Here is a 20,747-nt window from a genome sequence, read left to right as displayed (position 1 = left end):
CAATGGAACGGTGCTTGTGAATGTAAGCACAAGCTAAAGGCTGCACCGACCCACCCGAACGAGGTTCCCGTGGACATCAAGACCGCATCCGCCCTGCGCCGGCTCCGCCTGGTCTCCGCGCCCGAGGCCGTCTCCTTCATCCTGCTGCTGATCTGCTCGGTCCTGAAGCGGACCACGGACTTCAACGCGGTGCCGGTGATGGGTGCCGTCCACGGTGTGCTGTTCATCCTGTACGTGATCTTCTGGCTGGACGCCTGGAACCGCACCAAGTGGTCGCTGGGCACCGCCGCCCTCTACTTCGTCCTCTCCGTGCTGCCCACCGGCGGCTTCTTCGCCGAGCGGAAGCTCAAGCGCGAGGCCGAGGCCTCGGTGATCGCCGCACGCGCCCGCAAGGAGATGGAAGGCGTGGTCAACGCATGATCGTCGCATTCTCGGTGAGCCCGCTCGGCGTCGGCGAGGACGTCGGGGAGTACGTGGCCGACGCGGTACGGGTGGTCCGCGAGTCCGGGCTGCCCAACCGCACGGACGCCATGTTCACCTCCATCGAGGGCGAGTGGGACGAGGTCATGGACGTCGTCAAGCGCGCCGTCGCCGCGGTCGAGGAGCGCGCCGGCCGCGTCTCCCTGGTCCTGAAGGCCGACATCAGGCCCGGCGTCACCGACGGCCTCACCTCGAAGGTGGACACGGTCGAGCGGTACCTGGCGGAGGGCCGGGACTGACCGGATCGGGCGGGGCCGGCGCCCCGCCCGCGCCCGTTCCCTGAGACAGGGCTGACCACGATATGGGCGACCGGTAGGGTCGGATACGTGCCGAAGCCGCTCAGTCTCCCCTTCGATCCCATCGCCCGCGCCGACGAGCTGTGGCAGCGCCGGTGGGGGGCCGTCCCGTCGATGGCGGCGATCACCTCGATCATGCGGGCCCAGCAGATCCTGCTCGGCGAGGTGGATGCCGTGGTCAAGCCGTACGGCCTCACCTTCGCGCGCTACGAAGCCCTGGTGCTGCTGACCTTCTCGCAGGCCGGCGAGCTGCCGATGTCCAAGATCGGCGAACGTCTGATGGTGCACCCCACCTCGGTCACCAACACCGTCGACCGGCTGGTGAAGTCCGGCCTGGTCGCCAAGCGCCCGAACCCCAACGACGGGCGCGGCACGCTCGCGTCCATCACCGACAAGGGGCGCGAGGTCTGCGACGCGGCCACCCGCGACCTGATGGCGATGGACTTCGGGCTCGGCGCGTACGACGCCGAGGAATGCCAGGAAATCTTCGCCCTGCTGCGCCCGCTGCGGGTGGCGGCGGCGGATTTCAAGGACGAATGAGCACGGCCGCATAAGACCCCCGTGAATAAGGGCCGATCAAGCCCTTCGCCATGCGTGGGGGCGGCGAAGATCGCCCCCGTCGGTGCGGTTACGCTCGATGCATGAAGAAGAGCGTGCTGACCCGCTACCGGACGATGGCGTACGTGACGGGCGTGCTGCTGGTCCTCCTGACCCTCGGCGTGATCGCCAAGTACCTGCTGCACATCGACGGTGCGGCCGGCTTCACCAGCGTCGTCGGCATCGCCCACGGCTGGCTGTACGTGATCTACCTGGTCTTCGCCTTCGACATGGGCTCCAAGGCCAAGATGCCGTTCGGCAAGCTGCTGTGGGTGCTGATCGCCGGCACGATCCCCACCGCCGCCTTCTTCGTCGAGCGCAAGGTCTCCCGCGAGCTGGAGCCGCTGGTCTCCGGCACCGCCGCGCCGCAGACCGCCAAGGTCTGAGCCCGGCACCCGTGAGCACGCCGTACGACGACCACCCGCTCGTCACCGCCGCCCGGCGGCTCGCCCGTGACACCCTCGCGCCGGCCGCCGAGCGCGCCGACCGCGAGGGCGTGGACCCGGCCGCGATCGCCGCGGTCAAGGCGTCGGGCGTGCTCGGGGCCACCGGCCCGGCCGCGTACGGCGGGGCCGCGGCGCCGGCCCCCGTGTCCGGGAGATCGCCGAGACCCTGGCCGGGGCCTGCTGCGCCACCTTCTTCGTCCAGGCGCAGCACCACACGCCCGTCGCCACCCTCGCGGCGGCGCCCGAGGGCACGCCCGTCCGTGAGCAGCTGCTGCGCCCGCTGTGCGACGGCACCCTGCTGTCCGGCATCGCCTTCTCCCATCTGCGTGCCTTCCCCGGGCTGCCGGTGCGGGTCACTCGCGAGCACTCCGGCTGGCGCTTCGACGGCCGGGTGCCGTGGTACACCGGCTGGGGCCTGAACGACGTCCTGATGCTCGGCGGCGCGACGGAGGGCGGCGAGGTCGTCTTCGGCGTCGTGGAGGCCCGTGAGCAGCCCGGGCTGCGGGCCACGGAGCCGCTGGAGCTGGCCGCGCTCTCCGGTACCCGCACGGTCGGCCTGGAGCTGGACGGGCTGGTGCTGCCGGACGGCGCGGTGGCGCTGCGGCAGCCGTACGCGGCGTGGGCCGCGGCCGACCGGCCGAAGAACACCAACGTGAACCCGGCGGTGCTGGGCGTGACGCGGGCCGCGCTGGACCTGCTGGATGCCTCGGGCGACGAGGCCGCCGCGCAGACCGCCGGGGTGCTGCGCGAGCGGCTGGCGGCGGTGCGCAAGGAGGCGTACGCGCTGCTGGACGAGGTGCCGGCGGGGGAGCGGATCGCCGACCGGCTGGCCGCGAAGATGCGGGCGTACGACGTGCTGCGGGCGGCGACGACGGCCGCTGTCGTGGCGGGCGGCGGCCGGGCCGTGGGTCTGGACCGGCCGGCTCAGCGGCTGGCCCGTGAGGGCATGTTCCTGCTGGTCCAGGGCCAGACGGCGGACGTCAGGGACGCGCATCTGGCGGCCCTGCGGGGCTGATCGCGGGCCCTCCGGGGCGTTTCGCGGCGGACTGCCATCGACAATTAGTAGGACGTCCAAGTAAATTTGAGGCATGGACGCTGACGCGATCGAAGAGGGCCGCCGCCGCTGGCAGGCCCGGTACGACTCCGCACGCAAGCGCGACGCGGACTTCAGCACGCTCTCGGGCGACCCCGTCGACCCGGTCTACGGTCCCCGCCCCGGCGACGCCTACGAAGGCTTCGAGCGGATCGGCTGGCCCGGCGAATACCCCTTCACGCGCGGCCTGTACCCGACCGGCTACCGCGGCCGGACGTGGACCATCCGCCAGTTCGCGGGCTTCGGCAACGCCGAGCAGACGAACGAGCGGTACAAGATGATCCTCAAGGCGGGCGGCGGCGGCCTGTCCGTCGCCTTCGACATGCCGACCCTGATGGGCCGCGACTCCGACGACCCGCGCTCGCTCGGCGAGGTCGGCCACTGCGGCGTCGCCATCGACTCGGCCGCCGACATGGAGGTCCTCTTCAAGGACATCCCACTCGGCGACGTCACGACCTCGATGACGATCTCCGGACCGGCCGTCCCGGTCTTCTGCATGTACCTGGTCGCCGCCGAGCGCCAGGGCGTCGACCCCGGCGTCCTGAACGGCACGCTGCAGACCGACATCTTCAAGGAGTACATCGCCCAGAAGGAGTGGCTGTTCGAGCCGGAGCCGCACCTGCGGCTGATCGGCGACCTGATGGAGCACTGCGCGCGCGACATCCCCGCGTACAAGCCGCTCTCGGTCTCCGGCTACCACATCCGCGAGGCGGGCGCGACGGCCGCGCAGGAGCTGGCGTACACCCTCGCCGACGGCTTCGGCTACGTCGAGCTGGGGCTCTCCCGCGGCCTGGACGTCAACACGTTCGCGCCCGGCCTGTCCTTCTTCTTCGACGCGCACGTCGACTTCTTCGAGGAGATCGCCAAGTTCCGCGCCGCGCGCCGCATCTGGGCCCGCTGGATGCGCGACGTGTACGGCGCCACCAGCGAGAAGGCGCAGTGGCTGCGGTTCCACACGCAGACCGCGGGTGTCTCGCTGACCGCGCAGCAGCCGTACAACAACGTCGTGCGGACCGCGGTCGAGGCCCTCGCCGCCGTGCTCGGCGGCACCAACTCGCTGCACACCAACGCCCTGGACGAGACCCTGGCGCTGCCCAGCGAGCAGGCGGCCGAGATCGCGCTGCGCACGCAGCAGGTGCTGATGGAGGAGACCGGCGTCGCCAACGTCGCCGACCCGCTGGGCGGTTCGTGGTACGTCGAGCAGCTCACCGACCGGATCGAGGCGGACGCCGAGAAGATCTTCGACCGGATCAAGGAGCGCGGCGCCCGCGCCGTGCCCGACGGGCAGCACCCGATCGGCCCGATGACCTCCGGCATCCTGCGCGGCATCGAGGACGGCTGGTTCACCGGCGAGATCGCCGAGTCGGCCTTCCAGTACCAGCAGGCGCTGGAGAAGGGCGACAAGAAGGTCGTCGGCGTCAACTGCCACGAGGGCTCGGTCACCGGCGACCTGGAGATCCTGCGGGTCAGCCACGAGGTGGAGCGCGAGCAGGTGCGGGTACTCGCCGACCGCAAGGCGGCGCGTGACGACGCGGCGGTGCGCGGCGCGCTGGACGCCATGCTGGCCGCGGCCCGCGGCGGCGGCAACATGATCGAGCCGATGCTGGACGCCGTGCGCGCCGAGGCGACGCTGGGCGAGATCTGCGGCGCGCTGCGGGACGAGTGGGGCGTGTACACGGAGCCGGCGGGGTTCTGAGCACGCGCGTACGCAACGGAATCCGCGGCGTTCTTCCGGAGGCGCTGGGTAGGTGGGTGCAGTCTGCATGCACCTACCCCTCCGGGAGACGTACGTGAAGAGATCCGTGCTCGCCGCCTGCGGCGCGACCGCGCTGGCCACCGCCCTGCTCACCGGTTCCGTCGTGCTCGGCACGTCCGCCACGGCGGAGCCCGCGCCCGGGCCGCACGCGGCCGGCCTCCACCAGGCCCGTATCCAGGACGACTTCGACTCCCTCGGCCCCGAGGTCCGGGCCACGAAGCTGTCCTCGGGCCGCACCGCGCACTACATCGACGAGGGGCCGCGGGACGGCAAGCCCGTGCTGTTCATCGGCGGCACGGGCACCAGCGCGCGGGCCGCGCACATGACCGACTTCTTCCGCTCCACCCGTGAGTCGCTGCACCTGCGGCTGATATCGGTGGAGCGCAACGGTTTCGGCGACACCGCGTACGACGAGTCCCTCGGCAAGGCCGACTTCGCGAAGGACGCGCTGGAGGTACTGGACCGGATCGGCGTGCGGAAGGTCAGCGTCGCCGCGATCTCCGGCGGCGGGCCGTACGCGGCGGAGCTGGCGAGCCGCGCGCCGCAGCGCATCCAGGCGCTGCACCTGGCCGCCGCCCTGCCCCCGTACGGCAAGCGGCCCGACTACTGCGGCCTGTCCGACGCGGAGCTGGGCGAGCAGCTGGCGCCGACGATCGCCGACCCCCGCAAGTGGTGGGCGTTCCCCGACGACAGCCCGACGAAGCAGATCCCGGGCTTCGCCGACACCGCGTACGAGGAGGGCGCCCGCACCTACAACCAGCGCGGCCAGAAGGCCGACCCGGCGCCGCAGGTGCACGAGCAGAAGCTGTACTGCCAGCGGCCGGGCCCCGATCTGTCCAAGCTCACCGCGCCGGTCTTCCTCTACAGCGGCAAGAAGGACACCACCGTGCCGCCGAGCACGGTCGACACCTGGCGGCGGCACCTGCCGGGCAAGCCGGTGGTGCGCTCGTACGCCGACTCCGGGCACGACGTGCAGTACCGGCACTGGGACCAGATCCTGGTCGACCTGGCCGGACACCCGGACCGCACGGTGATCTGCGCCGGCGGCCACAGCGGCATGGCGAAGGCCGCGGCGGCGGAGAAGCTGGTGGCCGCGGGGCGCGCCACGCTGGGCAGCTGCGCCTGGCAGAAGACGGACTGACCACCCGTCACTCCGCCCCGTCCAGCGGGAAGCGCAGCCGGAACAGCGCCCCGCCGCCCGGCGCCCGCTCAGCGGTGAGCCGGGCGCGGTGCGCGCGGGCGATCTGCCGGGCCATCGCCAGGCCCAGCCCGGAGCCGGGCAGCGCTCGCGCGGCCTGTGCGCGGTAGAAGCGGTCGAAGACGTGCGGCAGGTCCTCGTCGGCGATGCCGGGCCCGTGGTCCCGGACGGTGATCTCCAGGCCGCCCGGCGGGGCGGTCAGCTCCGCCTCGACGGGGCCGCCGGGCGGGGAGAACTTGGCCGCGTTGTCCAGCAGGTTGGAGAGCAGCCGGGTGAGCCGGGCCGGTACGCCGGGCACGGTCACCGGCGCCGCGGCCTCGTCGGTCCGTACGGTGAAGCCGACGCCGGGCCAGTGGCCGCGGGCCGCGCCCACCGCGTGCTCCAGGAGCGCGGCGGGGCGCACCTGCTCGACCAGCGGGCGCGGCTCCTCGTCGCGTGCCAGCTCGATCAGGTCGTTGACCAGGGTGGTCACCTCGCGCAGCTGGCGGCCCAGGGCCGCCGAGGCGCGGTCGCGCTGGGCCTCGGTCAGCCGGTCGGCGCGGGCCAGCAGCTCGGCGTTGGTGCGCAGCGCCGTCAGCGGGGTGCGCAGCTCGTGCGAGGCGTCCGCGACCAGCCGGCGCTGAGCGGTGACCGACTGCTCCAGCTCGCCGAGCATGGTGTTGAAGCTGGCGGCCAGCCGGGTGAGTTCGTCCTCGCGGCCGGGCGGCCCGGCGGGCAGCTCGATCCGGTGCCCCGCGTCGCGGGTGGCCGCGATCCGTTCCGCCGCCGCGGTCAGCCGGGCCACGGGCGCCAGCCCCGTACGGGAGACCCAGTAGCCGAGCGCGGCGGCCAGCAGCACGCCCGCGCCGCCCACCGCCGCCAGCATCCCGGCGGCCTGCCGCACGCCCTTCTCCACGGTGTCCGCACGCAGCGCCACCTGCACCGCCGTGCCGTCCTTGAAGTGCTGGGTCAGCATCCGGGCCGGGCGGCCGTGCAGGGTGAGCGCGCTGTAGTAGGGGGCGCGCCGGCCGGCCGCTGCCTCACGGGTGGCGTCGGTGACCGGCAGCGCGTACGGCCGGTCCGGATCGTCGGCGGGGTCGGTGGGGACGATCTGGGAGCAGGCCGGGGCCGACAGGAAGCGGCACTCGGCGGCGAGGACGCCGGGCGGCTCGTCCCGGTGCTGCTGCATGACCAGGGTCGCCGACTGGGTGAGGTTCAGCTCCAGCTGGTGGCCCATGGCGTACCGGATGATGACGAAGGCGGCGGTGCACACGCCGACCGCGACCAGGGCGACGGCCGCCGAGGCGGCCAGCGCCAGCCGGGTGCGCAGCGGCCGCCGGCGCCGCCACGGTGCCCCGGCCCCGCGCCGCCCGCTCATGCCTCGCCCAGCCGGTAGCCGATGCCGTGCACGGTGTGCAGCAGCCGGGGTTCGCCGCCCGCCTCCAGCTTGCGGCGCAGATAGCCGACGTAGACCGCGAGGGAGTTGGAGTCCGGGCCGAAGTCGCGGCCCCAGACCCGCTCCTGGATCACCTCGCGCGGCACGACCTGGCCGGGGTTGCGCGCGAGCAGCTCCAGCAGCGCCCACTCGGTACGGCTGAACTCCAGCCGCCGGCCGGCCCGGTGCCCGCTCCGGGTGGCCGGGTCGAGCACCAGGCCGGCGACGGCCAGGACCGCGCCGTCGGCCTCCGGCGGGGTGACGCGGCGGAGCAGGGCCCGCACCCGGGCGGTCAGTTCGTCCAGCGCGAAGGGCTTCACGAGGTAGTCGTCGGCGCCCGCGTCCAGCCCGTCCACCCGCTCGCTCACCGAGTCCAGCGCGGTCAGCACGAGGATGGGCGTACGGTCCTCCAGCGCGCGCAGCCGCCGGCAGACGGCGAGCCCGTCCAGGACGGGCATCATCACGTCCAGCACGATGGCGTCCGGCTGCCAGGCGGCGACCGCGCTCAGGGCCGCCAGGCCGTCGGCCGCGCCGCGCACCCGGTAGCCCTCCACGGTCAGGCCGTCCTCGACCGCGGCGCGCACTTCGGCGTCGTCGTCGACGACGAGGATGCGGGGCGCGGCCGGGGCGGCGTCCGGGAGCGGCGGGGGCGATGCGGTCGGCGGCATGATCCAAGGCTGCCAAAGGGTGCTCTTAGAACGTTCTTAGGGCGCGCGGCGAGCGTGGCGGCCATGCGCACACCACTCTCCGTCGTCATCGGTGCCGGGGGCACCGGCGGCCACATCTATCCGGGGCTGGCGCTCGCCGACGCGCTGCGCCGCGCCGAGCCCGACGCGGTGATCTCCTTCGTCGGCACCGAGCGCGGGCTGGAGACGCGGCTGATCCCGCGGGCCGGCCACCGCCTGCACACCGTCGACATGATCCCCTTCGACCCGGCGCTGGGCGCCCGGCGCTTCCTGCTCCCCGCCGACCTGCTGAGGTCCGGCGCCCAGTGCCGGGCGATCCTGCGGGCGCAGGGCGCGCAGGTCGCGGTCGGCATGGGCGGCTACCCCAGCGCGCCGGTGATCGTCGGCGCCCGGCTGGCCGGGCTGCCGAGCCTGATCCACGAGTCCAACGCGGTACCGGGCCGGGCCAACAGGTTCGCGGCCCGGCTCACCCCGCACATCGCCCTCGCCTTCGACCGCAGCCGCGCGCACCTGCCGGGCGGCGAGCGGGCCGAGACGGTCGGGATGCCGCTGTCCGGGCCGCTGGCGGGGCTGGACCGGGCGGCGCTGCGCGGCCCGGCCCGCCGCGCGCTGGGCATCCCGGACGGCGCCCGGCTGCTGCTGGTCAACGGCGGCAGCCTGGGGGCGGCCCGGCTCACCGAGGCCGCCCTCGGGCTGGCAGCGCGGCACCGGCACCGCACGGACCTGCGGCTGCTGGTCAAGACCGGCCCGGCGGCGCTGGACGCGGCGCGGGAGCGGCTGGCCGCCGAGGGCGGCGCGGCGGTCGCCGAGGCGGTCCCGTACCTGGACCGGATGGACCTCGCGTACGCCGCCGCCGACCTGGTGGTGTGCCGGGCCGGTTCGGCGACCGTCGCCGAGCTGGCCGCGATCGGCATGCCCGCCGTCCTCGTCCCCTATCCGCACGCGCCCGGCGACCACCAGACGCACAACGCACGGGTGCTCTCCGACGCCGGGGCCGCGGTGCTGCTGCCGGACGCGGAGACCACCGCCGAGCGGCTCGACGCCGTCACCGGCCCGCTGCTGGACGACCCGGCGCGGCTGGCGGCGATGGGCGCGGCGGCCGACCCCGGCAGCCACGCGCGCGCCGCCGACCTGCTCGCGGCCAAGGTCCTCCGGCTGGCCGGCCGGGCCCCCGCCACCACCGCCACCTCTCCGAAGGAGTACGCATGACCACGCAGCACAGCTTCTGGGAGGGCCGCCGGGTCCTCGTCACCGGCGCCGAGGGGTTCATCGGGTCCACGCTCGTCGACCTGCTCGTCGCGCGCGGCGCCCGGGTCCGTGCCCTGGTGCACTACAAGCCGTACGCGGAGAAGGGGCATCTGGCCCGCTACCTCCGCGCGGACGGTCCCGTGGAGATGCTGGCCGGTGACGTGCGGGACCCCGGCCGGGTGCGGGACGCGGTGGCCGGCTGCGACACGGTCTTCCACCTCGCCGCGCTCATCGGCATCCCGTACAGCTACGACTCGCCCGGCGCCTACGTGCAGACCAACGTGGTCGGCACGGAGAACGTGTGCGAGGCCGCCCGGCTGCACGGCGTGCGGCGGCTGGTGCACACCTCCACCAGCGAGGTGTACGGCACCGCGCGCACCGTGCCCATCGGCGAGGACCACCCGCTCCAGCCGCAGTCCCCGTACTCCGCCTCGAAGATCGGCGCGGACATGACGGCGCTCTCCCACTGGCACGCCTTCGAGCTGCCGGTCACGGTGGTCCGCCCGTTCAACACCTACGGGCCCCGGCAGTCGGCACGGGCCGTGATCCCCACGATCCTCGCCCAGCTGCACTCCGGCGCCCGCGAGATCCGGCTCGGCTCGCTCACGCCCACCCGCGACTTCACCTACGTCACCGACACCGCCGAGGGGTTCCTCGCGCTCGCCGAGTGCGACGGGGCCGTGGGGGAGGTGGTCAACCTCGGTACGGGCCGGGAGATCTCGATCGGGCGGCTCGCGGAGGAGCTGATGGCGGCCTCGGGGCGGCGCGCCGAGGTGGTCGTGGACCGGGCGCGGCTGCGGCCCGCCGGCAGCGAGGTGGAGCGGCTGCTGTCGGACAACGCGCGCGCCCGTGAGCTGTCCGGCTGGGAGCCGCGGGTGCCGCTGGCGGTGGGGCTGCGGCGCACCTCGGACTGGGTCGGCGGGCATCTGCACCTCTTCGCGGCCGACCGCTACCAGGTCTGAGCGGCGGGCCGCTCCGGCCGGGGCCGGGCGGTGGGCCGCTCCGGCCGGGACCGGGACGGGGCGGCGGTGCCGCCGGTGCGGGGCGCCGCGCTCAGGCCCGGTTCTCGACCCCGCCCAGCCCGGCGAGCAGCAGGCTGGTGAAGCGGGCCGCCCAGGCCGCGTCCACCGGCTCGCCGCTGACCAGGGCGCGGTGCACCACCGCACCCGCGATCACGTCGAAGATCAGGTCGACGGCGCGCGCGGCCGCCGCGGCACCCTCCGGGCCGTCGGCGTCCGGCGGCAGTTCGCCGCGCCGCTGGGCCCGCTCCCGGCCCTCCACCACCAGCCGCTTCTGGCGCTCCACGACGGCGGAGCGGATGCGGCCGCGCAGCGCCTCGTCCGTGGTGGACTCGGCGACCACCGCCATCAGTGCCGTCTTGGTCTCCGGGCGGGCCAGCAGCGCGGCGAACTGGAGGACCACGCCCTCGATGTCGTCCTTCAGACAGCCCCGGTCGGGCAGTTCGAGCTCGTCGAAGAGGACCGCGACGGCGTCCAGGACCAGTTCGTTCTTGCCGGCCCAGCGGCGGTACAGCGTCGTCTTGGCGACCTTGGCGCGCGCCGCCACGTCGCTCATCGTCAGCTTCCCCCAGCCCAGCTCGACGAGCGCGGCGCGGGTGGCGTCCAGGATCGCGGCGTCGGCCTCGGCGCTGCGCGGGCGTCCCGTGCGGCCGGTGGGGCGGGCGCGCCCCTCGCGGGGGCCGGTGGGAGAGCACTGCATGCGGCCGACCATACCGGCCGGTAGGCGCGGGGCCCATGCGGCGGGTGAGGCAGATCACGGGCGCGGCGGGCCCGCGCGCTTGCGGCGCCGGGGGACCGGAGAGTTACGCTACGACTCGTAGCGAAAGAGCGACGCCACACTGGCCGAGGGTGGGGACCCTTGGCCGCAGCGCGGTCCTCCCTCGGGGGCCGCACATGCCGGCCCTCCTCGGGGCCGTGCCCACGAACCGGTCCTCCTCGGGACCACCACAGAGCTCTGTTTCCGGCCCGCCTCAGGCAATCCGGCGGGATGCGCGGCCGGGTGCGGAGCTCACCCCGCGGGGTCCAGGGCCATGGGGGCCCTGGATTTTCCGCACCGCTTTCCGGAACGGCCCGCTCAGGGGGGAGGATGGGACCATGCAGCCACGCAATATGTCCATGAGTGGAGTGGTCGACCTCGCCGCGGTGAAGGCGGCCGGGGAAGCGAAGCAGAAGGCGGAACAGGCGCGCGCCGAGGCCGCGCGCACCGGCCGGGCTCCGGCGGCCGGCCGGCTCGTGATCAATGTCGACGAGGCGGGTTTCCAGCAGGAGATCCTGCAGCGCTCCACCGAGGTCCCGGTCGTCATCGACTTCTGGGCCGAGTGGTGCGAGCCGTGCAAGCAGCTGGGGCCGCTGCTGGAGCGCCTGGCCGGGGAGTACGCCGGCAAGTTCGTGCTCGCCAAGATCGACGTAGACCAGAACCAGGCCCTCTTCCAGCAGTTCGGCGTGCAGGGCATCCCCGCGGTGTTCGCCGTCGTCGCCGGCCAGCCGATCCCGCTGTTCCAGGGCGCGGCCCCGGAGGCGCAGATCCGGCAGGTGCTGGACCAGCTGATCCAGGCCGCCGAGCAGCAGTTCGGCATCGTCGGCGCGCCCGTCGACCCGGCGGAGCAGGGCGCGGCCGAGGCCGAGGCGCCCGCGCCGGCCGGCCCGTACGACGCGCTGCTGGAGGCGGCGACCCAGGCGCTGGACTCCGGCGACCTCGGTGGCGCGATCCAGGCGTACAAGAACGTGCTCTCCGACGACCCGGCCAACGCCGAGGCCAAGCTGGGGCTCGCGCAGGCCGAGCTGCTGCACCGGGTGCAGGACCTCGACCCGCAGGCCGTGCGCAAGGAGGCGGCCGACAGCCCGGGTGACGTGCAGGCCCAGATCCGCGCCGCCGATCTCGACCTGGTCGGCGGGCACGTGGAGGACGCCTTCGGGCGGCTGGTCGACGTCGTGAAGCGCACCGCGGGTGACGACCGGGAGGCCGCGCGCGTGCGGCTGCTGGAGCTCTTCGAGGTCATCGGCACCGACGATCCGCGCGTGGTGAGCGCGCGCACCGCGCTGGCCCGCGTCCTGTTCTGACGCCTCGCCAAGTCCTTCCTCCTCAAACGGAACGGCGGCCACGTTTTACCAAAACTTGGTAATCGTGGCCGCTGTTACTTGGAGTAAGCCCGCTGGGCTGCCTTGAGGCGTTTTGACCGGAATTTATGGATGTTTCTTCCGCGTTAAAGGCGACCCTGTGTACCCGGGTGATCTCGCTCGGTACGCGCCTCGTCATTCTTCTGTTACTCGTAGGTAACGAGCCCCTTGTGCGGCGGCTCCGAATGGACCACGATCAGCCAAGCTCGGTCCATCACCCCCGCAGCCCGGCAGCCGGCCGGGAGCCGCGGGAGATGGGTCCCCACCGGGTGGCCGGCGCAGTCGCCGGCCGAGGACAGGGGGGTCTTCGCCGTCCCGGCGGAGCCTGTCCAGAGAGGTTGCGCGAGAGCGTGGCCAGTGGTTGTCGCTCGGGGGTGATCGCCGGTGGTTCGGAAACGCAAGTCCTCCGAAGCGGCGCTCTCCTTCCCGAGGACGTAGCACTTCTCCCATCCCAGGTGCGGCCGCATCCATGACCGAGCGGCCGGCGCCGGAGATGTACGTCCGAGAAGGAGGAAAGTCATGGAGTCCCTGGCTCGTGGCGGGACCAGATGGAAGCGGTTCGCCGTCGTCATGGTGCCGAGCGTCGCTGCGACGGCCGCGATCGGCGTGGCCCTCTCGCAGGGCGCGCTGGCGGCGTCGTTCAGCGTGTCCGGCCAGCAGTTCAAGGTGGCTACCGACCGCCTGGACGGCACCGGGTTCGTCCAGTACGGCGCTGTTGACGCCCAGAAGGGCGGCAAGCAGATCCCGGTCGCGGTCTCGGCGTTCTCCAACGCCAAGATCAAGAACCTGTGCCAGTCCGTCGTCGTGCCCGTCCCGGTCTTCGGTGACGTGTCGATGAAGCTGCAGGCGGGTGGCGGTGACACGCCGGTCGAGGCGAAGAACCTCTACATCGACCTGGACCAGCTGCAGGCGGACGCGACCTTCAACAACATCAACATCGGTGTTGCTGCGGGTTCGACGTCCAAGGGCCCCGGCATCAAGAAGGGCGACAAGGCGGACCCCGGTTCGTTCGCCCAGGAGGCCGACACGGCCACCCTGACCGGCGTCAAGCAGACGGCGTGGGCGACCACCGCCGGCACGTTCAAGCTCAGCGGCCTGAAGATGAAGGTCTCCGCGGGCAAGAACGAGTGCTACTGACGCACTGAGCGTGCGGGCACGGGGCCGCCGACCGCGGCAGGCCCCCGGGCCGTCCCTGTGCCCGTGCGCCGGCCGTCGACAGCACCGAGCACCACCAGCTCACGTACCACCGAATTGCCAGTCCCGAGGAGCTGTACGAGATGAGCGCCGACACGCGACCACGGCTGAGCGAGACAATCGGCCGGCAGCGCCGTTCGTTCCGGGTTTGGCGTGGACAACGCCCGTACTGGGGCGGGCTGCTGACCCTGCTGGCCGGCATCCCGATCATGTACATCCCTTACGCGAACCTCACGATCGGTTCCCTGACCGTCCGCATGGCGACGACGGCGGGCGCGGGCTCGCTGATCATCGGCGTGCTGCTGGTCGTGCTCGGCCTGACCATGTGGTTCCAGCCCGCTTCGCGCGTGTTCGCCGGTGTCGCGGCGATCCTGCTCTCGCTGGTGTCCCTGGTCGTCTCCAACTTCGGTGCCTTCCTGATCGGCTTCCTGCTGGGGCTGATCGGTGGTGCGCTGGCGGTCTCCTGGGCGCCCGGCAAGCCGGTCCCGGCCGAGGCCGGGGACGGGGAAGCCGACGGGCCCTCCGGGCGTACGGACGACGGCGCGGATGACGCGTTCGACGCGTTCGGCGGCGGCCGGCCCGCGGCGGCCGGAGCGGGCGGTTCGCGGGGCGTACTGGACGACCTGTCAGGCAAGAGCCCGACCAACGGGACGAACGGGAGGCACCGTGCCGGGTGACGAGCTGCACGACGAGGGCGCAGCCGCCGGGGCGAGATCCGGGCGGCACGCGGCGCCGAGGAAGCCGCTGCTGACGCGGCTGCACGTGCCCGCCGGCAAGGCGATCGCCATCGCCGCCATGCCCTCCGCCGTGCTCATGGGCATGGGGCTCACGCCCCAGCTGGCCATGGCCAAGCCCAAGCCCCCGGAGAGCCCCTTCCGCGGCGGTCCGTGCGTGACCGCCCCGGACAAGGTGGACGACAAGGACGCCAAGTCCAAGGACGAGGACGGCACCGAGGCGAAGGACAAGGACGCCAAGGACGGCGCCAAGGACGGCAAGGACACCACCGAGCCGTCCGCGAAGCCCTCCGCCTCGCCCTCCGGCACGGACGAGGACAAGACGTCCGAGCCGTCCGCCACGCCCAAGAGCGAGAAGAGCGACGAGTCGTCGGACTCCGCGACGCCCTCGCCGTCCGCCTCCCCCGAGGAGGAGAAGAAGGACGGCGGCCTGCTGGGCGGCGTCGGTGACGCGCTCGGCGGTCTGCTGGGCGGCGGGAAGTCCGGCGAGGAGTCCACCGACTCGCCGAGCCCGACCCCGTCGGCCTCGGAGTCCGCTGCCGAGGACACCGAGGACACCAAGGACACCGAGGACACCAAGGACACCGAGGACACCAAGGACTCCGACGCGTCCGCCGGGAAGGCCACCAAGCCCGTCGAGGACACCGTCAAGGGCGTCACCGACGGCCTCGGCAAGGCCGGCGACTCGCTCAAGGGCGGCTCGAAGACCGTCGGCGACACCGTCCACGGCGCCGTGGGCATGGCGGACAACGCCCTGCCCGGCGGCGGTCTGGACGGCAAGGACGCCAACGGCAAGCAGGGTTACCCCTGCGTCGTGGAGAACAAGCAGAAGGGCAAGGACGAGCAGACCCCCGTCACCCTGCCCGACGACCCCTGGCACCTGGAGTCCTCCGCGCTCACCCTGCGCGGCCTGGACTACGCGGGCGTCGTCAACGTCACCACCCAGAACGGCCACACCAAGCAGGCCCTGAAGTTCACCGCCGACAGCGTGGACATCGGCGACCTGCACCAGATCGTGGACGACCCGACGTCCGGCAAGAAGTACCACGTCCAGGCGGCCAAGGGTTCCACGTCCACGATCCGCGGCGGCAAGGTGACCATGTACACCGAGAAGCTGCAGGGCAACCTCTTCGGGCTCATCCCCGTGACGTTCGACCCGGAGCACCCGCCGCCGCTCAACACCCCGTTCGCCTACTTCACCAAGGTGAAGATCGACCAGGCGGGCCAGTTCGGCGGCAACCTGCACGTCCCGGGCCTGCACCAGTTCATCACCGACTGACGCAGCAGCACCGGCCGATACCACTCCGGGAGCCGCACAGCGAAGGCCCCGCTCCTCCTCCGAGGAGCGGGGCCTTCGCGTACGTACGGGCGCGTCAGGCGCGCTCGCCGCCCAGGTGGTGCACCCGGACCATGTTGGTGGTGCCGGGGACGCCGGGGGGCGAACCGGCCGTGATGATCATGGTGTCACCGGCGTTGTACCGCTTGAGCTTCAGCAGCTCGGAGTCGACCAGGTCGACCATGGCGTCGGTGGTGTTCACGTGCTCCACGACGAAGGTCTCCACGCCCCAGCTCAGCGACAGCTGGTTGCGGGTGGACTCGTCGGTGGTGAAGGCCAGGATCGGCTGCACCGCGCGGTAGCGGGACAGCCGGCGCGCGGTGTCACCGGACTTGGTGAAGGCCACCAGCGCCTTGCCGTCCAGGAAGTCGGCCATCTCGGCCGCCGCACGGGCCACCGAACCGCCCTGCGTACGCGGCTTCTTGCCCGGCACCAGCGGCTGCAGGCCCTTGGACAGCAGCTCCTCCTCGGCCGCCTCGACGATCTTCGACATCGTCTTGACGGTCTGGATGGGGTACTGGCCGACCGAGGACTCGGCGGAGAGCATGACCGCGTCGGCGCCGTCCAGGATCGCGTTGGCGACGTCGGACGCCTCGGCGCGGGTCGGCCGGGAGTTGGTGATCATCGACTCCATCATCTGGGTCGCCACGATCACCGGCTTGGCGTTCCGCCGGCACATCTCCACCAGGCGCTTCTGCACCATCGGGACCTTCTCCAGCGGGTACTCCACCGCCAGGTCACCGCGGGCCACCATCACGCCGTCGAAGGCCGCGACGACCTCTTCCATGTTGGCGACCGCCTGCGGCTTCTCCACCTTGGCGATCACCGGCACCCGGCGGCCGACCTCGTCCATGACGCGGTGCACGTCCTGGACGTCCTTGGCGTCCCGCACGAAGGAGAGCGCGACCAGGTCGCAGCCCATGTTCAGCGCGAACTTCAGGTCCTCGATGTCCTTCTCGGACAGCGCCGGGACGTTGACCGCCGCGCCGGGCAGGTTGATGCCCTTGTGGTCGGAGATGACGCCGCCCTCGATGACGATGCAGCGCACGCGCGGGCCGTCGACCTCGACCACCTGGAGGGCGACGTTGCCGTCGTTGATCAGGACCGGGTCGCCCTTGGAGACGTCGCCGGGCAGGCCCTTGTAGGTGGTGCCGCAGATGGTCTTGTCACCGGGGACGTCCTCGGTGGTGATGACGAACTCGTCACCGCGCACCAGCTCCACCGGACCGTCGGCGAAGGTCTCCAGGCGGATCTTCGGGCCCTGGAGGTCGGCGAGGACACCGATGGCGCGGCCGGTCTCCTCGGCGGCCTTGCGGAGGCGGTGATACCGCTCCTCGTGCTCCGCGTGGGTGCCATGGCTCATGTTGAAACGGGCCACGTTCATGCCGGCCTCGATCAGCGTCTTCAGCTGGTCGAAGGAGTCAACGGCGGGGCCCAGGGTGCAGACGATTTTCGAACGGCGCATGGGCTGAATCCTATCGGTTTGTTTCAGAGCGGAATATTCCACCTGGCGGAAGCGCCGAAACTTAGGCGCTGACCAGTGCGTATGTCTGGTTGGCGATCTCCAGCTCCTCGTCGGTCGGCACCACTGCCACCGCGACCCGGGAGTACTCCGGGGAGATGATGCGTGCCTCGCCGGACCGCTCGGCGTTCAGCCGCGCGTCCACCGCGAGCCCCATCTCCTCCAGGCCCCGCACCGCGGCCTCGCGCACCGGCGCCGCGTTCTCGCCGACGCCCGCGGTGAAGGCCACCGCGTCGACCCGGCCCAGCACGGCGCTGTAGGCGCCGATGTACTTGCGCAGCCGGTGGATGTAGATGTCGAAGGCGAGGGCCGCCCGCCGGTCCCCCTCGTCGATCCGGCGCCGGATCTCCCGCATGTCGTTGTCGCCGCAGATCCCGACGAGCCCGCTCTTCTTGTTCAGCAGGTCGTCGATCTCGGCGCTGGACATCCCGGCGTTGCGCTCCAGGTGGAAGATGACCGCCGGGTCGATGTCACCCGAGCGGGTGCCCATGACCAGGCCCTCCAGCGGGGTCAGCCCCATCGAGGTGTCGACGCAGCGGCCGCCGGCCACCGCCGAAGCCGAGGCGCCGTTGCCCAGGTGCAGCACGATGACATTGACCTCGGACGGGTCCTTGCCCAGCAGCTTGGCGGTCTCGCGCGAGACGTACGCGTGCGAGGTGCCGTGGAAGCCGTACCGGCGCACGCGGTGCGCGTCGGCCGTCTCCACGTCGATCGCGTACCGGGCCGCGTACTCCGGCATCGTCGAGTGGAAGGCGGTGTCGAAGACCGCGACCTGCGGCAGGTCGGGGCGGAGCCGCTGGGCCGTCCTGATCCCGGTGAGGTTGGCGGGGTTGTGCAGCGGCGCCACCGGTATCAGCCGCTCGATCTCCTTGAGCACCGCGTCGTCGACGACGGTCGGCTCGGTGAGCTTCAGCCCGCCGTGCACCACCCGGTGGCCGATCGCGGCCAGCTCGGGGGAGTCCAGGCCCAGCCCGTCGGCCGCCAGCTCGTCCGCGACCGCCTTCAGCGCCGCGTCGTGGTCGGCCAGCCGCTCCGTGCGCTCGCGCTCCTTCCCGCCGGTGGCCAGCGGGGTGTGCACCAGCCGCGAGGTCCGCTCGCCGATCCGCTCGGCCAGCCCCACCGCCAGCCGGGTGCCCCCGTTCATGTCCAGCAGCTGGTACTTGAGCGAGGAGGATCCGGAGTTCAGGACGAGGACTCGGGTGGCGTCGGCAGTCATGGAGAGGCTTTCGGTTCGGGAGAAGGGATGGGTCGGGGAGCGCCGGTCAGCGGCCGGCCGGGGCGGTGCCGCCCTGCGCCTGGATGGCGGTGATGGCGACGGTGTTGACGATGTCCTGGACCAGGGCACCGCGCGAGAGGTCGTTGACCGGCTTGCGCAGTCCCTGCAGGACCGGGCCGACGGCGACCGCGCCGGCCGACCGCTGCACGGCCTTGTAGGTGTTGTTGCCGGTGTTCAGGTCGGGGAAGACCAGCACGGTGGCCCGGCCCGCGACCTCCGACTCCGGCAGCTTGGTACGGGCGACGTCCGCGTCCACCGCGGCGTCGTACTGGATCGGGCCCTCCACCAGCAGGTCGGGGCGGCGCTCGCGGACCAGCTCGGTGGCCTTGCGCACCTTGTCCACGTCCGCGCCGGACCCGGAGGTGCCGGTGGAGTACGACAGCATCGCGATCCGCGGCTCGACGCCGAACTGCGCCGCCGTGGTGGCGGACTGGATGGCGATGTCGGCCAGCTGCTCGGCGTTCGGGTCAGGGTTGACCGCGCAGTCGCCGTAGACCAGGACCCGGTCGGCCAGGCACATGAAGAAGACCGAGGAGACGATCTGGGCGTCCGGCTTGGTCTTGATGACCTCGAAGGCGGGCCGGATGGTCGCGGCGGTGGAGTGCACGGCGCCCGACACCATGCCGTCGGCCAGGCCCTCCTGCACCATCAGGGTGCCGAAGTAGGAGACGTCAGCGACCACGTCGTACGCCAGCTCGTACGTCACGCCCTTGTGGGCGCGCAGCTCCGCGTACCGCTCGGCGAAGCGCTCGCGCACCGGCGCGGTCTGCGGGTCGATGATGTGCGCGTCGCCCAGCTCGATGGAGAGGTCGGCGGCGCGCTTGCGGATGGCGTCCTCCTCGCCCAGCAGCGTCAGGTCGCACACGTCCCGGCGGAGCAGCACGTCGGCGGCGCGCAGCACCCGCTCCTCGGTGCCCTCGGGCAGTACGACGCGGCGGCGTCCGGACCGGGACCGCTCGATCAGCTCGTGCTCGAACATCATCGGCGTGACCCGGTCGGACTTCAGGACGGCGATGCGCTTGGTCAGCTCGACGGTGTCCACGTGCCGCTCGAAGAGGCCCAGCGCGGTCTCGGCCTTGCGCGGCGAGGCGGCGCTCAGCTTGCCCTCGATCGCGAAGAGCTCGCCGGCCGTGGGGAAGGACCCGCCGGGCACGGATATCACCGGCGTACCGGGCGCCAGCCGGGCGGCCAGCGCCATGATGTCGGGCCCCGGGCGCTCGCCCAGGGTGAGCAGCACACCGGCGATGGGCGGGGCGCCTGCGCTGTGCGCGGCGAGCGAGCCGATGATCAGGTCGGCGCGGTCGCCGGGCGCCACGACCAGGCAGCCCTCGGTCAGCGCCTTGAGGAACGTGGGCAGCATGGCGCCGCCGAAGACGAAGTCCTTCGCGTCCCTGGCCATGCCGGAGTCGTCGCCGAGCAGCACCTCGCCGCCGAGCGCGTGCACGATCTGGGAGACGGTCGGCGCGGAGAGCGAGGAGTCCTCGGGGAGCGCGTAGCAGGGCACGGGGAGGTGGGCGGCCAGCGCCTCCACGACGGCGGCGCGGTCGGCGGGGGCCACCCGGTTCACGACCACGGCGACCACGTCGCAGCCCATGGAGTCGAAGGCGCGGTAGGCGTTGCGCGCCTCGTCCCGGACGGCCTCCGGCTCCTGGTCGCGGCCCGCGACGACCGGGACGAGGGAGGCGCCGAACTCGTTCGCCAGCCGGGCGTTCAGGCTCAGCTCGTCCGGCAGGCCGGTGTCGGCGTAGTCCGTGCCCAGCACCAGGACGTAGTCGTACTCCCTGGCGACCGCGTGGAAGCGGTCCACCAGCCGGGAGACCAGCTCGTCGGTGCCCTGCTCGGCCTGGAGCGCGTTGGCCTCCTCGTAGCCCATGCCGTACACCGAGTCGGCGGGCTGGGTGAGGCGGTACCGCGCGCGCAGCAGATCGAAGAGGCGGTCGGGGCCGTCGTCGTGCACGAGCGGGCGGAAGACGCCGACCCGGTCGACATGGCGGGTCAGCAGCTCCATGACCCCCAGCTCGATCACCTGGCGTCCGTCGCCGCGGCCGATGCCGGTCACGTACACGCTCCGCGTCACGCGCGATCTCCGTCCTTTTCCGATGCTCACAGGGGGAAATTACCCGTTATGGTGGCCTTGCCCCCCTTGACAATACCTGCGTCAGTGGATAAGCCGCTTCCTCCCAGTGTCCATGGTTGCCGCCCGTGGGCGAAGGCGGGTGCAGGAGGCGGGTGAGGCCCCCTGTGCGGGGTACCCGGAGACGGAGTACCCGAGGCGCGTGAGGTCACCGGACACCGGCCCGTGAAACAATCGCACCGGCTCACCAGAACCAACAT

The 20,747-nt window shown here is 72.5% G+C and carries 18 protein-coding genes and 1 pseudogene; 13 read left to right on the top strand and 6 right to left on the bottom strand.

Annotation, left to right across the window (positions count from 1 at the left end):
• Positions 1-69: 69 nt before the first annotated feature.
• The 7 genes and pseudogenes from C3486_RS22035 (at position 70) to C3486_RS22005 (ending at position 5,809) form a co-directional block, all read left to right on the top strand.
• Positions 70-420, top strand: a complete 351-nt coding sequence (locus tag C3486_RS22035; RefSeq protein WP_103834477.1) for a DUF3817 domain-containing protein — start codon at positions 70-72, stop codon at positions 418-420.
• Complete coding sequence (locus tag C3486_RS22030; protein WP_103834476.1) at positions 417-719, top strand: MTH1187 family thiamine-binding protein; 303 nt, start codon at positions 417-419, stop codon at positions 717-719. The genes C3486_RS22035 and C3486_RS22030 overlap by 4 nt, the downstream gene beginning before the upstream one ends.
• An 87-nt stretch (positions 720-806) precedes the next feature.
• A complete protein-coding gene (locus C3486_RS22025) occupies positions 807-1,316 on the top strand; it encodes a MarR family winged helix-turn-helix transcriptional regulator (protein ID WP_052865096.1) in 510 nt (169 codons plus the stop codon).
• Positions 1,317-1,417: 101 nt separating this feature from the next.
• Positions 1,418-1,759: a DUF3817 domain-containing protein gene (locus C3486_RS22020; RefSeq protein ID WP_103834475.1), complete on the top strand. Its 342-nt coding sequence runs from the start codon at positions 1,418-1,420 to the stop codon at positions 1,757-1,759.
• A gap of 11 nt (positions 1,760-1,770) precedes the next feature.
• Positions 1,771-2,834: pseudogene (locus C3486_RS22015) on the top strand (acyl-CoA dehydrogenase family protein).
• A 73-nt stretch (positions 2,835-2,907) separates the two neighbouring features.
• The gene (locus tag C3486_RS22010; protein WP_103834474.1) at positions 2,908-4,608 is read left to right on the top strand and encodes a methylmalonyl-CoA mutase; all 1,701 of its coding nucleotides are present in this window, start codon (positions 2,908-2,910) and stop codon (positions 4,606-4,608) included.
• Positions 4,609-4,702: 94 nt separating this feature from the next.
• Positions 4,703-5,809 (top strand): alpha/beta fold hydrolase, encoded by a 1,107-nt coding sequence (locus tag C3486_RS22005; RefSeq protein ID WP_258052927.1) that lies wholly within the window; start codon positions 4,703-4,705, stop codon positions 5,807-5,809.
• A gap of 7 nt (positions 5,810-5,816) precedes the next feature.
• Here C3486_RS22005 and C3486_RS22000 read toward each other — a convergent pair whose 3' ends face one another.
• Together C3486_RS22000 and C3486_RS21995 are read right to left on the bottom strand one after the other, a co-directional pair.
• Complete coding sequence (locus tag C3486_RS22000) at positions 5,817-7,223, bottom strand: cell wall metabolism sensor histidine kinase WalK (RefSeq protein WP_103834472.1); 1,407 nt, start codon at positions 7,221-7,223, stop codon at positions 5,817-5,819.
• Entirely contained in the window at positions 7,220-7,948 is a 729-nt protein-coding gene (locus C3486_RS21995; RefSeq protein ID WP_103834471.1) for a response regulator transcription factor, read from the bottom strand. The genes C3486_RS22000 and C3486_RS21995 overlap by 4 nt, the downstream gene beginning before the upstream one ends.
• 63 nt (positions 7,949-8,011) lie before the next feature.
• Between C3486_RS21995 and C3486_RS21990 the strand changes: the two genes are divergently transcribed.
• A complete protein-coding gene (locus C3486_RS21990; protein ID WP_103834470.1) occupies positions 8,012-9,175 on the top strand; it encodes a glycosyltransferase in 1,164 nt (387 codons plus the stop codon).
• The gene (locus C3486_RS21985; protein WP_103834469.1) at positions 9,172-10,176 is read left to right on the top strand and encodes a GDP-mannose 4,6-dehydratase; all 1,005 of its coding nucleotides are present in this window, start codon (positions 9,172-9,174) and stop codon (positions 10,174-10,176) included. The genes C3486_RS21990 and C3486_RS21985 overlap by 4 nt, the downstream gene beginning before the upstream one ends.
• A 91-nt stretch (positions 10,177-10,267) precedes the next feature.
• Here C3486_RS21985 and C3486_RS21980 read toward each other — a convergent pair whose 3' ends face one another.
• On the bottom strand, positions 10,268-10,933 hold the full coding sequence (locus tag C3486_RS21980; RefSeq protein ID WP_258052926.1) for a TetR/AcrR family transcriptional regulator: 666 nt from the start codon (positions 10,931-10,933) through the stop codon (positions 10,268-10,270).
• 395 nt (positions 10,934-11,328) lie between these two features.
• On the opposite strand from C3486_RS21980, the gene C3486_RS21975 reads away from it, so the two are divergent.
• The 4 genes from C3486_RS21975 to C3486_RS21955 all read left to right on the top strand — a co-directional run bounded on the left by C3486_RS21975 (position 11,329) and on the right by C3486_RS21955 (position 15,558).
• Complete coding sequence (locus C3486_RS21975; RefSeq protein WP_103834467.1) at positions 11,329-12,294, top strand: tetratricopeptide repeat protein; 966 nt, start codon at positions 11,329-11,331, stop codon at positions 12,292-12,294.
• A 576-nt stretch (positions 12,295-12,870) separates the two neighbouring features.
• Positions 12,871-13,488: a DUF6230 family protein gene (locus tag C3486_RS21965; RefSeq protein WP_103834466.1), complete on the top strand. Its 618-nt coding sequence runs from the start codon at positions 12,871-12,873 to the stop codon at positions 13,486-13,488.
• Between the two features lie 140 nt (positions 13,489-13,628).
• Positions 13,629-14,222 carry a DUF6114 domain-containing protein gene (locus C3486_RS21960; protein ID WP_103834465.1) on the top strand — a complete coding sequence of 198 codons (594 nt, stop codon included), beginning with the start codon at positions 13,629-13,631 and terminating at the stop codon, positions 14,220-14,222.
• A complete protein-coding gene (locus C3486_RS21955) occupies positions 14,212-15,558 on the top strand; it encodes a hypothetical protein (protein ID WP_103834464.1) in 1,347 nt (448 codons plus the stop codon). Before C3486_RS21960 ends, C3486_RS21955 begins: the two co-directional genes overlap by 11 nt.
• A 94-nt stretch (positions 15,559-15,652) precedes the next feature.
• On the opposite strand, the gene pyk is transcribed toward C3486_RS21955, so the two are convergent.
• The 3 genes from pyk to pta form a co-directional block, all read right to left on the bottom strand.
• The gene (gene pyk / locus C3486_RS21950) at positions 15,653-17,080 is read right to left on the bottom strand and encodes a pyruvate kinase (protein ID WP_103834463.1); all 1,428 of its coding nucleotides are present in this window, start codon (positions 17,078-17,080) and stop codon (positions 15,653-15,655) included.
• A 61-nt stretch (positions 17,081-17,141) separates the two neighbouring features.
• Positions 17,142-18,353 carry an acetate kinase gene (locus C3486_RS21945; RefSeq protein ID WP_103834462.1) on the bottom strand — a complete coding sequence of 404 codons (1,212 nt, stop codon included), beginning with the start codon at positions 18,351-18,353 and terminating at the stop codon, positions 17,142-17,144.
• A gap of 46 nt (positions 18,354-18,399) precedes the next feature.
• Positions 18,400-20,490 carry a phosphate acetyltransferase gene (gene pta / locus C3486_RS21940; RefSeq protein ID WP_103834461.1) on the bottom strand — a complete coding sequence of 697 codons (2,091 nt, stop codon included), beginning with the start codon at positions 20,488-20,490 and terminating at the stop codon, positions 18,400-18,402.
• Between the last annotated feature and the right edge of the window lie 257 nt (positions 20,491-20,747).

The organism is Streptomyces sp. Ru73, from assembly GCF_002920575.1.
Lineage (GTDB): Bacteria > Actinomycetota > Actinomycetes > Streptomycetales > Streptomycetaceae > Streptomyces.
The sequence above is the reverse complement of the archived record's forward strand: the minus strand, read 5'-3'. Positions and strand labels throughout refer to the sequence as shown.

What these genes read in the sequence shown, in the direction of transcription:
- C3486_RS22030 (WP_103834476.1), top strand. Translation starts at nt 417, where the DNA reads ATGATCGTCGCATTCTCGGTGAGCCCGCTCGGCGTCGGCGAGGACGTC.
- C3486_RS22020 (WP_103834475.1), top strand. Translation starts at nt 1,418, where the DNA reads ATGAAGAAGAGCGTGCTGACCCGCTACCGGACGATGGCGTACGTGACG.
- C3486_RS22010 (WP_103834474.1), top strand. Translation starts at nt 2,908, where the DNA reads ATGGACGCTGACGCGATCGAAGAGGGCCGCCGCCGCTGGCAGGCCCGG.
- C3486_RS22000 (WP_103834472.1), bottom strand. Translation starts at nt 7,223, where the DNA reads ATGAGCGGGCGGCGCGGGGCCGGGGCACCGTGGCGGCGCCGGCGGCCG.
- C3486_RS21995 (WP_103834471.1), bottom strand. Translation starts at nt 7,948, where the DNA reads ATGCCGCCGACCGCATCGCCCCCGCCGCTCCCGGACGCCGCCCCGGCC.
- C3486_RS21990 (WP_103834470.1), top strand. Translation starts at nt 8,012, where the DNA reads ATGCGCACACCACTCTCCGTCGTCATCGGTGCCGGGGGCACCGGCGGC.
- C3486_RS21985 (WP_103834469.1), top strand. Translation starts at nt 9,172, where the DNA reads ATGACCACGCAGCACAGCTTCTGGGAGGGCCGCCGGGTCCTCGTCACC.
- C3486_RS21980 (WP_258052926.1), bottom strand. Translation starts at nt 10,933, where the DNA reads ATGCAGTGCTCTCCCACCGGCCCCCGCGAGGGGCGCGCCCGCCCCACC.
- C3486_RS21975 (WP_103834467.1), top strand. Translation starts at nt 11,329, where the DNA reads ATGCAGCCACGCAATATGTCCATGAGTGGAGTGGTCGACCTCGCCGCG.
- C3486_RS21965 (WP_103834466.1), top strand. Translation starts at nt 12,871, where the DNA reads ATGGAGTCCCTGGCTCGTGGCGGGACCAGATGGAAGCGGTTCGCCGTC.
- C3486_RS21960 (WP_103834465.1), top strand. Translation starts at nt 13,629, where the DNA reads ATGAGCGCCGACACGCGACCACGGCTGAGCGAGACAATCGGCCGGCAG.
- pyk (WP_103834463.1), bottom strand. Translation starts at nt 17,080, where the DNA reads ATGCGCCGTTCGAAAATCGTCTGCACCCTGGGCCCCGCCGTTGACTCC.
- C3486_RS21945 (WP_103834462.1), bottom strand. Translation starts at nt 18,353, where the DNA reads ATGACTGCCGACGCCACCCGAGTCCTCGTCCTGAACTCCGGATCCTCC.